This is a genomic window from Agromyces tropicus (genome assembly GCF_039531345.1).
GTDB classification, from domain to species: Bacteria; Actinomycetota; Actinomycetes; order Actinomycetales; family Microbacteriaceae; genus Agromyces; species Agromyces tropicus.
In genome coordinates, this window is record NZ_BAAAPW010000004.1 from 341,335 (window position 1) to 352,525 (window position 11,191).

Here is an 11,191-nt window from a genome sequence, read left to right on the forward strand (position 1 = left end):
TCACGGCGACGGCCGCGTGACGATCTCGCGGGCCCGCGCCACGGCGCCCTTGACGACGCGGCGGAACCCGACCTCCTTCTGCATCCGCAGCAGCCACGGCGCGATCCCGTTCGAGCGCTCCATGGTCAGGGCGAGCGATCGCGTGATCTCCCCCATCGGCTTGCCGCGCAGGTAGTCGACCACGTCGCGCACGCGCAGCGCCGGCGCGAACTCCCGCTCGTGGCTGCCGAGCTCGACCGCGTCGCGCAGCGGCGCGATGAAGCGGAGGTACTCCGGTGCGCCCGGGTGCGCGCGGAAGTGCTCGAACCCGAAGGCGAACACGTCGCGGCGGAGCCGGTCGCGGTCGATGAAGTCGAGGTCGGCGACGTCGTTCGCGAACATCGGCAGCATCCGCTCGAACGCCTCGTAGAGCTCCCGGTCGTGCGAGCGCGAGGCCATCACCGGCTCGACCCGGCCGTCGCGACGCTCGTACCCCGTCACGCTGCCGTACGGCAGGTTCGCGAAGAGCGCCTCGATCACGAGGAGCGAGTACGTCGCCGACGTGAAGTTGTGCCGGACCGAGACGCCGTTCGACGGGTAGATGCTGCGTGCGTAGTAGAACGGCGACTCCACCGGCCGGCCCGCCGCGACCTCGAGCAGCCGGGCCAGGCAGTCCTGGGTGTAGCCACGGCCCCAGTACTCCACGAACGCGATCCTGCCGTCGAGGTCGACGTGGTCCCGCAGGTACTCGGTGACGAGCTCGCGGTCGGCCTCGGCGACGCGTTCCAGGTGCGCGCGGTACGCGCCAGAGGAGCGCATCGTCTCCACGATGCCGCCGGCGGTCGCGCCGTCGAAGGGCGCGTCGCGGTACTGGGCGAACTCGGGGAACATGGCGAGCAGCTCGTCCTCGGTCGTACGCGAGGACTCGAGGAGCCCCGCGAACGTCCGCACCCCGCCGAAGCTGCCGTGCGGCGCGAAGGTGTCGTCGTCGATGCCGTCGAGCTGCGAGGCGAGGCGCCAGGCGCGACGGGAGCCGTAGATGTACTCGGTGCGCAGCTCGAGCCCGCGCGAGGCGATGAGCGCGTCGGCGATCTCCTTCATGTGGTGGCCGTCGCGCGAGATGAAATAGAGCGTCTCGTAGCCCCGGCGCACCGCATCGGCGAGCACCCACGAGACGTACGGCACGAGGTAGAACGACGCGGTCCGGTAGGCGAACAGCTCCGCCTCCGTGAACTCGCCGCTCATCCGGCGGTCTCGCATGCGACCCGCGAGGAGGTAGGCGTCGTAGCTGCGGATCGACTCGACGAACTCGGTCTCGTACTCGTCGAGGGTCGGCGTCTCGGTCCGCACCGTCCGGATGCCGAGCTCGCGGGGCAGCACCTCGTCGGCCCGCAGGTTGTCCCCGGTGTGGATCCACGCGCCGTAGTCGTAGCCGAGGTCGGTGAACACGCGCGCGAACAGCCGCTTCGTCGTCTTCTGGACCAGCTGTTCGCTCGAGAGGTACAGCGGCAACGTCGCCAGCAGCGGGTCCGCATGGCCGAGCATGCGCACCAGCGTCTGCTTGGGCAGGTACATGTCGCTGATCAGGACGACGGTCTCACCCGCCTCGACGAGCGAGCGGACGTGCGCGAGCATGCGCTCGTCCGCGATGCAGTTCTCGACCTCGAGCTCGAGTTCCCAGCCGGAGAGCAGGTCGACCTGCTCGTCGGTGAGATGGAAGATCTCGCGGATCCGACGGTAGATGTCGTCGAACTGGATCTCGAACTCCTGCGAGTTCGCCAGTGCGGGCGACTTGCGCCGGTACTCGCGGACCGCCGCCTCGGCCTGCATGCGGATCTCCGGGAACCTCGCGAGCAGTTCGCCCGGGAACGCGGTCGGGCTCAGCTCCATGCGCTGCCGGACGCCGTGGAAGATCGACTCCGGGAGCACGGCGCGGCGGTGGATCAGCGTGTCGAAGACGTCGAAGCTGTACAGCGTCGGCAGCCGCACGTCGATCGGCTCGTAGGCCAGGGCGTGCTCGACGATCGTCGTGAACGTGTCGTCATCGGCGTACGCCCAGAAGGTCTCGTCGAGGCGCTCGAGGTCCTCGCCGGGCACGACGGTGTCGCGGTCCTCGATCGCCTCGAGCAGGGCGTCGAAGTCGCCCGCCCATCGGCCGGCCGACAGCCGCTCGTAGTCGAGGCCGGGCTCGAGCGCCGTCTCGTCGCCCCAGTCGAACGGGTAGCGGATGACCCGTTCCACCCCCGCGTTCAAGGCGTCGTAGAGGATCGACGAGTAGTCGACGATCACGGTGTCGAGGTCGGGGAACACCTCGTAGACGTCGTCGGCGTTGTCCCAGAACACGAGCCGCGGGTGGTCGCCGTACCGCGCCTTGAGCGCCCGGTACGTGCGGTCGACCGCGAGCTGGGGGTGGAGCTTGAGGATCAGCATCGAGTCCGACCGCTCCAGCGACTCGAGGAGGCGATCGACGTCGGGCAGCGCCCGGGCCACGAACGTCTCATTGCCGCGGAGACGGTACGTCGGCGCCCACATCAGCATGCGCGTCGAGGCGGGGAGGCCGCGCGCGGCACGCAGGTCGTGGTCGAACGACGCGAAGCGGCCGTGCAGCCGCGAGAACAGGTTCTGCGGGTAGCCCGCACGGATCACCTGCGTGGGCGCGGGGTCGATCTGGGCGGCGAAGTGCTCCTCCATCGTCGGCGAGGTGACGAGGAACAGCTGGTTGCGCCGGTACTCGACGTTGTTGCGCACGTACTTCTCGACGATCCGGGGCAGGAGGAAACCGGTCGTCATGGCCCGTTCGACGCGCTTCACGCCGACCCCGTGCCAGAGGTTCAGCAGCACCGCGCCGCGCAGGTTCTCGGGGAGGTGCTCCTTGACCTGGTTCACGACCCACACGCCGGTGCGGCGCTGGACCTCGCGGGACTTGGGTCCGCGGAAGGTCATCGCGCTGAAGCCCATCGCCTGGACCTGGGCGACGACGTCCTCCGAATCGGTGATCCAGTGCGCCTCGATGTCCGGGCGGTACCGGTTCACGTAGAGGAACAACCACTTGGGGTTGCCGTTGAACGTGTTGCCGGCGTTGAACATCCACACACGTCGATTTCGGTCCGTCACGCGTCTCCCAGTCTCTCGAACCCGGCAATTCTAGGGGAGCCGGTTCCGAGCCCCGTGACCGTGGGCGACCGCGTCGCGGTCGACGTCCTCAGCCGTCGAACCGGATGCCGCGGTGCTCGCCGCGCACGATCGCGGCGGCCACCGTGTCGACGCCGGCGTTGCCCACGTCCGACTTGTAGGTGAGCTTGTGCACCCAGTAGCCGGACGCCAGCCGGGCGAGCGTCCCTCCGTCGTTCGACTGGTGCAGCGCCCGCTGGACTGCGAGCGCGTCACCGGGGTGGCGATGGCTCGCCGCGTCCCATTCCGCGCGGAACCGGTCGTCGAGCCAGTACAGCATCTCGAGCATGTAGTGCAGCTGGAAGTAGTCGGCGAGGTACCCCTCCCGCAGCCACCACAGCACCATGGCCTCGCGCAGGAGCGAGACGCTGTAGCCTCCGGGCACCGCGCTCATGAACCAGGAGCCGACCCTCGGACCCGAGTAGTTGTAGCAGAAGAAGTCCTGGCCGGTGAGCGACGGCTCGGTGCCGATCGGTCCCGTGAACAGGCAGGTGGCGTCGACCCAGTGCCCGCCGAATCGGGTCAGGGCATCGAGCCGGATGAGGTCGGACAGGTGCGTGTAGTTGGTGCCCACGGCCTCGATCACGGGCGCGGGGAGCCCGACGTACTGCCCGAGGTTCTCGCCGGTGAGGACGTGCACGCGGTCCCCCTCCTGCGCGAGCAGCGATTCGTGGCAGCGCGCGACGAGCGGGGGCGCCTGGTCGAAGCCCTGGTGCCAGTACGTGAACACGGGTTCGGTCCCGACGAGCGCCGACGCCGTCGCCACGGGCTCGAGCGCACGGACGCGGATCTCGTCGAGGTGCTCGCGCACGAACCGGCCGAGCACGCGCCGCGGCCAGATCGCCTTCGGGTCCGCGGCGAGCGCGCGCTCGATGTCGAACGGAAGGCCGTCGTCGCGCGCAGCCACGGCGCGCGACTGCTCGGCCGACTCGGCCAGCCGGCCGCCGCGGTCCATGGCCGCCGCGACCCGGTAGCCGGCCTCGATCGACGCCGGCGAGGACTCGTCGCGCGCAGCCGCGCGGAAGTGGGTGTCGGCCGCCTGCCAGTTCCGGGCGCGGTGCGCCAGCCGGCCGAGCTCGAGCTCGGCGAGGGTGGCGGTCGGTCCCTCGCCGCGCGCGGCGTCGAACCTCGTGACGGCCGCGTCGTGGTCGCCCTCCCAGTCGGCGACCCGGCCCTCGAAGTAGTCCAGGTCCGGGTCGCGGCGTCGGTCGCGGCGCACCCAGTCCAGCACCACCGCCAGTTCGTCGTCGGTCCCCGGCACGACGACGTGCCGTTCGAGCAGGTCGGCCAGCTCGACGAGCGAGCGCCCCCCGAAGAGCTCGTCGGGCGGCAGGAGCTCGCGGAAGGACGTCGAACGACCGGGCTCGCCGTTCCAGCCGTGCCGATGCAGGCCGTCGCCGGCCGTGTCGCCGTCGAAGTAGTCGCACGGATCGCCCTCGACGAGCAGCAGGTCGTCCCAGCGCACGGCGCCCCCGCCCTCGGCCATGCCGGAGACGTACCGGATCCACGCGCCCTGGGCGTCGGCGGGAACCGTGAACCGGTGGCGGATCTCGTGGACGCCGGGCGCGTTGTCCGCGCCCGCCGAGGGCAGCGGGTTCCAGCGGTGCTCGCCGCGGACGGTCCATCCGGGCGAGATCGTCAGGCGCGTCCTGGCGAGTGGCCCGTGCAGGCGCGCCGGCAGCTCCACGCGCGCCGAGGCGGCGTAGGTGCCCCCGGCGCGCAGTCCGACCCGGAACGCGCCGTTGCGTCCCTCGGGGGCGAAGTGCGTGTCGAAGCTCTCGGCCGTGCCGACGATCTCGAGCGAGGTGCGGCCCGTGGCCGCCCACGCCGACGTCGGCTCGCCCGTGTTGTTCACGTGGATGTAGTAGCCGCCGGGTTCGCCGGGCGCCGGAAGCCGTCCCTCGTCGTCGAGCACCTCGAAGCTCGCGTTGGCGATCAGGTTGGTCTTCCGGGTGGCGGCGATCTGTCGCCGCACCGTCGCGCTCAGCATGGCCCCCATCCTTCCAGTTCGGGGCGGCGACGCTCGCACTACACGGGGACGGCCGTGCGCTCCTCCGCCGTCGGCTCGGAGCCGGCGTCCTGCTGGTGGACGGGCGGGTTCACGAACGGACCGAGTTCGAGCTCGCCCGTGACCGGCCTGACCCGCATGGCGAGCGCACGCACGGCCCTCGCGCGCGCCTTCACGACGCGGCGGAACCCGACCTCCTTCTGGAGCCGGAACAGCGCGGGGGCGAGACCCGTGGAGCGGGCCATCGACATCGGCATCGAACGCGTGATCTCGCCGACCGGACGTCCGCGGAGGAACGCGACGAAGTCGGCCACGGTCAGTCGCGGCGCGAACTCGCGCTCGACGCTGCCCAACTCGACGGCGTCGCGGAGGGGCGCGAGGAACTCCACGTACTCGGGCGAGGCCGCCGAGGTGCGGAAGTGCTCGAACCCGAAGCGGAACGCATCGCGGGCGAGCCGCTCGAGGTCGATGGCGGGCAGCTCGAGCAGGTCGTCGACGAATCGCGGCAGCATCCGCTCGATCGCCTCGCGGAGCTCGGAGTGGTGGTCCCGCTCGGCGGCCACGTGGCGCACGCGCCCGTCGACCTCCGTGTAGCCCTCGGTGGTGCCGTAGGGCAGGTTGGCGAAGACCGACTCGATGAGCAGCAGCGAGTACGCGGCCGACGTGTAGTTGTGGCGCACCGCGGCGCCCTCGCTCGGGTAGATGCTGCGCGCGTAGTAGAACGGCGCATCGGTCTCCCGGCCCGTCGCGTGCTCGAGGAGGCGCACCAGGCAGTCCTGCGTGTAGCCCCGACCCCAGTACTCCACGAAGGCGAACCGCTCCGACGTGTCGATCTCCTGCAGCAGGTATCGCGTCGTGAGCTCCCGGTCCTCCGCGGCGATGCGCTCGAGGCGGCGCCGGTACTCCGCCGACGACCGCAGCGCCTCGACGATCGTCGCGGCGGTGTGCGCATCGAACCGGGGCATCCGGCGGTAGCGCTGGAACTCGGGGAAGAGCTCGAGCAGTTCGCGCTCGTCGAGCCGGGCGGCCGCGACCAGCCCGCCGAAGGTGCGCACGCCGCCGAAGCTGCCGTGCGGGGCGAACGTGTCGTCGTCCACGCCGTCGAGCTGCGACGCGAGGCGCCATGCGCGACGCGAGCCGTGGATGTAGGCGGTGCGGAGGTCGAGCCCGCGATGCCGGATCACGGCGTCGGCGATGCGCTTCAGGTGGTGGCCGTCGCGCGAGATGAAGTAGAGCGTCTCGTAGCCCCGCTCGACGGCGTCCTGGACCGCCCACATGACGTACGGGACGAGGGAGAGCGAGACCGTCCGGTACGCGAAGAGCTCCGCGCCCGTGAGCCCGGCCGCACGCGCGGCGCGCATCATGCCGGCGAGGAGGTAGCCGTCGTGGGTCGGCACGGCGGTGGTCAGCGCCTTCTCGTATGCGTCGAACCGCGGCGTCTCGCACGCCGTGGCCGAGATCCCGAGGCGCGAGGCCATCTCGATGTCGGCGTGGGCGTTGTCACCGGTGTGCCGCCACTCGGCGAAGTCGTACCCCAGGTCGAGGTACACCTGGACGAAGAGCCATCCGGTCGACTTCTGCACGCCGTGGTCGCTGGAGACGTACAGCGGGACCTCGGCCAGCACGGGGTCCGCCTGCGCGAGCATGCGCCGGACGACCTCCGACGGCAGGTACATGTCGCTGATGAGCACGACGGTCTCACCGGCCTCGACGAGCCCGCGGACGCGCTCGACCATCGCCGCGTTCGGCATCACGTTGGCGAGCTCGAACTCGACCTCCCACGCCATGAGCGAGGCGACCTGCTCGTCGGCGAGGTCGAAGAGCTCGCCGATCCGCGCGTAGATCTCGTCGAGCGAGATCTCGAAGCGCATCGTCTCCGCGTTCCGCGGGTCCTTGCGGCGCGCCTCGCGCAGTGCCGACTCGGCATGGGCGCGGACCTCGACGAACCGTCGCACCAGGTACGCGGGCAGGCCGATCTCGGACGACTCGGCACGCTGCTGCACCGCGAAGGCGATCGAGCGCGGCGCGACGGCGCGCCGGTGGATGACCGTGTCGAAGACGTCGAAGGAGTGCAGCGTGGGCAGCTCCACGTCGCGCACCTCGTAGGCGAGGGCGTGGGCCACGATCCGCCCGAACGTGTCGTCGTCGTCGTACGCCCAGAACAGGTCGGTGAGCCGAGCGAGCTCCGCCGGGTCGACCGCGTGGTCCCGTCCGAGCGCCGGGACGAGCTCGTCGAAGGAGGTCACGAGCGTGCCGCACGAGGAGGACAGGTAGTCGAGACCCGGCTCGAGCGTGCCGGGCTCGCCGAGATCGAACGCGTACCGGACGAAACGGGTCACCCCGGCGGCCATGAGGTCGTAGTGGATCGACGAGTAGTCCACGATCGCCGTGTCGACCTGGTCGAAGACCTCGTACACGTCCTCGGCGTTGTCCCAGAAGACGAGGCGGGGGTGGTCGCCGTACCGGGCCTTGAGGTCGAGGAAGTCGCGGTCGGTCGCGAGGTGCGGATGCATCTTCAGCACGAGCATCAGGCCGTGCTCCTCGAGCCGCGCGATCACCCGGTCCATGTCGGGGATCGCGCGCCGCACGAACTCGTCGTTGCCGGAGAGCCGGAAGGTCGGCGCGTAGAGGACGATCCGGGTCTCGGGCGGGAGGCCGCGCGAGCCGCGCAGGTCGTGGTCGAACGTCGCAACCGGGCCGTGCAGCCGCCGGTACGCGTTCTGCGGGTAGCCCGCGCGGATCACCTGGGACTCGTCGAAGTCGATCTGCCGGGCGAAGTGCGCCTCCATCGCCGGCGAGGTGACGAGGAAGAGCTGCGACTCGCGATAGGCGCGGTTGTTGCGGATGTACTTCCCGGCGATGCGCGGCATCAGGTAACCGCCGGTCATCGCCCGCTCGACCTTCTTCACGCCGACGCCGTGCCACAGGTTGAGGAGCACGACCCCGGTCAGGTCCGCGGGGATGCGCTCCTTCACCTGGTTCACGACGAAGATGCCCGCCGACCGCTGGATGCGGCGGCTCCGCTCCCCCAGGAAGGCGATGGCCCGGAATCCGCGCCGGCGCACCCGCCGCAGCGTCGCGGGCGAGTCCGTGATCCAGTAGGCCTCGATGTCGGGGCGGTGGCGGTTGACGTACTCGAACAACCACTTGGGGTTGCCGGCGTAGTCGGCGGCATTGAACAGCCAGATCCGACGATTCCTGTGGTTCGGGCGCACGGGGAAGGGCTTTCGGGTCACGGGGAGGGGGACGGCCGAGGGGCCGGAGGGTCGTTCCAGTGTACGCGTACCGGAGGGACCGGTCCGGTGAGTGCCGTCCGGACGTGCGACGCAGCGACGTACGGCCCGGGCGGACGCGTCCCGATACCCTTGTGCGCATGACCATCGGACGACGGCGCGCGCTCGAGGGCGCGGTTGCGACGTTCGCGCTCTTCACCGTGCTCGCCGGCCAGTTCTGGCGGAACCTCGTCGGCTGGTGGGGCTTCGGCGTGATCGCCGCGCTCGTGGTGCTCGGCGCCGTCTGGCTGTGGACGTCGCGCCGGCCGTCGCTCACGTGGCGGCGGGTGCCGAAGTCGACGATCGCGTTCCTCCTGATCGCGGCGCTCTCGATCATCTGGTCGAACTACCCGGCGACGAGCGCCCTGGCGCTCGCGATCACGCTCGCCACCACGTTGACGGGGGTCTCCCTGGCCCTCTCGCTCGGCTGGCACGGGTTCCTCCGCGCCCTGTCGGGTGCGCTGAAGTGGGTGCTCGCCCTCTCCCTGCTCTTCGAACTGTGGGTCGCCGTGTTCGTCCGCGAGCCGCTCCTGCCGAACTTCGTGGACTACGGCGACGGCACGCTCCCGATGGCCTTCTACTGGTCGCGCGCCCTGCTCTTCCACGGCGGACCCATCGAGGGCATCGTCGCGAGCCGCAACCTGCTGGCCATGGCGTCGCTGCTCGCGATCATCCTCTTCGCCTGCCTCCTCGCCAGCGGCGGCATGCGCCGGGCCCAGGGCATCGGCTGGCTCGTCACCGCCGGCGTCGTGTTCGTCCTGACCCGGTCGGCGACCGTGATCCTGGTCTCGGTCGTGGTGCTCGCGGCGCTGGGCTTCGCGCTCTGGGCGCGACGGGTGGGCCCGGAGGGCCGGCGACGCGTCTACCTCACGGCGACGGCCGTGCTCGCGGCATCCGTCGCCCTGCTCGCGATCTCGTGGAACGCGATCCTCGCCGTGTTCGGCAAGGGCGAGGACCTCACGGGCCGGCTGGACATCTGGGCCTCCGTCGTCGAGCTCGCCGGGCAGCGACCGGTGCTCGGCTGGGGCTGGATCGGCTACTGGGCCCCGTGGGTGGAACCGTACGACGGCCTCGCGGTGCGCAAGGGCGTCGAGTACCTCCAGGCGCACAACGCATGGCTGGACGTCTGGATGCAGCTGGGCATAGTCGGGCTCGTGGCGTTCGCGTCCGTCGTGGCCGGCGCGCTGTGGCGCTCCTGGTTCCTCGCGGTCGACCGGCCGATGGACGAGCGCGGCCGCCTCACGCCGTACTCGGCTGCGGCGCTGATCCCGCTGCTCGCGCTCGTCGCCCTGATCGGGCAGTCCCTCGCCGAGAGCCGCCTCCTGATCGAGTCCGGGTGGTTGCTGCTCATCGCGATCGCGTGGGGCACCAAGCAGCGGCAGTGGTCGCCCGAGCCCCTGCCGTCGATGCCGACCGCGCGGCGCCCCCGTCGATTCGCGCGCCCGGAGGCGCGTCCGTGAGGGATGCGATGCGGGAGTTCGCCGGATCGGCGCGCCTCGCCCAGGCCGTCACGCTCATGGCGATCGGCGTCGCCTTCTCGACCCACGCGATCCGGTCGCTGGTCGGCTGGCCCGGGCTCATCGCGGCGATCGGCACGCTGCTGGTGCTGGCCGGGCTCTCGCTCGTGGCGCGATGGCGCGCCGTCGAGTGGTACGGCATCCTCCCGCTCACGATCCTCGTCTTCGTCGGCTGGTGCGGTGCCTCGGTCATCTGGTCGACCCACCCCGCCACGACCGTGCTCGGGGTCGGGTACCTCATCGCGTTCGGCGTCCTCGGCGTCTACGTCGCGCTCATGCGGGACACGATCCAGATCGTGCGCGCCTTCGGCGACGTGTTCCGGGTGCTCCTCGCGGTCTCGCTCGCGCTGGAGGTGCTCTCCGGCATCCTCCTCGACCTGCCCATCGCGTTCCTCGGCATCCGCGGCGACATCGCCTCGCTCGGTCCCATCCAGGGGCTCTTCGGCTCGCGGAACGTGCTCGGCTTCGTGGCGCTCATCGCGCTCATCACGTTCATCATCGAGTGGCGCACGCGGAGCGTCGTGCGCGCCCGCGCGATCGGCTCCATCGTGCTGGCGTCGCTGGCGCTCCTGTTCGCCGGCTCGCCGACGACCTGGATCGCGCTCGGCGCCTCGCTGGTCGCCCTCGCCGCCCTCTACGGACTGCGTCGGGTGAGCGCCGAGCACCGGTGGCGCGTGCAGCTGGCGCTGCTCGTGGGCGCAGTGGGGGCGCTCGTGGCCGGATGGCTGCTCCGCCTGCGGATCATCGAGCTGCTCGACGCACGGGCCGAGTTCGACGTGCGCCTCGACGTCTGGCGCGAGGTGTCCCGGTACCTCTCGGCGAACCCGCTGCAGGGCTGGGGCTGGTCGGGGCGGTGGCCGTCCGGCACTCCCTACCTCTGGATCGAACGGGCGGTCGGCCGCGACCTCGGCTCGGCGCTCAGTGCCTTCATCGACGCCTACTTCCAGGTCGGCGTCATCGGCGTCCTGCTCTTCGCCGCGCTGCTCGGCGTCGCGCTCGTGCGCTCCTGGCTGCTGGCGTCCGACCGGCGCAGCGTGGTCTACCTATGGCCCGCGCTCGTGCTCGTCGCCATCGCGGTCACGAGCGTCGCCGAGAGCTTCGCCCTCGTCGAGGGCGGATGGATGCTCCTCGTCGTCTGCGCGGTCAAGGCGGCGCGCGACATGAGCTGGCGCGACGCCCTCGCGGCGACCCGCTGAGGGCGCTGCGCGCGGGAGTGCACGATGGCATCGGGCGCTCAGGGTCGT

Annotated in this window: 5 protein-coding genes; 2 read left to right on the forward strand and 3 right to left on the reverse strand. The window is 71.0% G+C overall.

Annotated features, from left to right (window positions below):
• The 3 genes from ABD230_RS14025 to ABD230_RS14035 all read right to left on the reverse strand — a co-directional run bounded on the left by ABD230_RS14025 (position 1) and on the right by ABD230_RS14035 (position 8,373).
• Entirely contained in the window at positions 1-3,093 is a 3,093-nt protein-coding gene (locus ABD230_RS14025; RefSeq protein ID WP_344375537.1) for a CDP-glycerol glycerophosphotransferase family protein, read from the reverse strand.
• An 88-nt stretch (positions 3,094-3,181) separates the two neighbouring features.
• On the reverse strand, positions 3,182-5,140 hold the full coding sequence (locus tag ABD230_RS14030) for a capsular polysaccharide synthesis protein (RefSeq protein ID WP_344375543.1): 1,959 nt from the start codon (positions 5,138-5,140) through the stop codon (positions 3,182-3,184).
• 38 nt (positions 5,141-5,178) lie between these two features.
• Positions 5,179-8,373: a CDP-glycerol glycerophosphotransferase family protein gene (locus ABD230_RS14035; RefSeq protein ID WP_344375546.1), complete on the reverse strand. Its 3,195-nt coding sequence runs from the start codon at positions 8,371-8,373 to the stop codon at positions 5,179-5,181.
• Positions 8,374-8,531: 158 nt separating this feature from the next.
• Here ABD230_RS14035 and ABD230_RS14040 point away from each other — a divergent pair, with 158 nt between their 5' ends.
• Together ABD230_RS14040 and ABD230_RS14045 are read left to right on the forward strand one after the other, a co-directional pair.
• Positions 8,532-9,890, forward strand: coding sequence for an O-antigen ligase family protein (locus tag ABD230_RS14040; RefSeq protein WP_344375549.1), 1,359 nt, complete (start codon positions 8,532-8,534; stop codon positions 9,888-9,890).
• Positions 9,887-11,143: an O-antigen ligase family protein gene (locus ABD230_RS14045; protein WP_344375552.1), complete on the forward strand. Its 1,257-nt coding sequence runs from the start codon at positions 9,887-9,889 to the stop codon at positions 11,141-11,143. Before ABD230_RS14040 ends, ABD230_RS14045 begins: the two co-directional genes overlap by 4 nt.
• Positions 11,144-11,191: the final 48 nt, after the last annotated feature.

What these genes read in the sequence shown, in the direction of transcription:
- ABD230_RS14030 (WP_344375543.1), bottom strand. Translation starts at nt 5,140, where the DNA reads ATGCTGAGCGCGACGGTGCGGCGACAGATCGCCGCCACCCGGAAGACC.
- ABD230_RS14040 (WP_344375549.1), top strand. Translation starts at nt 8,532, where the DNA reads ATGACCATCGGACGACGGCGCGCGCTCGAGGGCGCGGTTGCGACGTTC.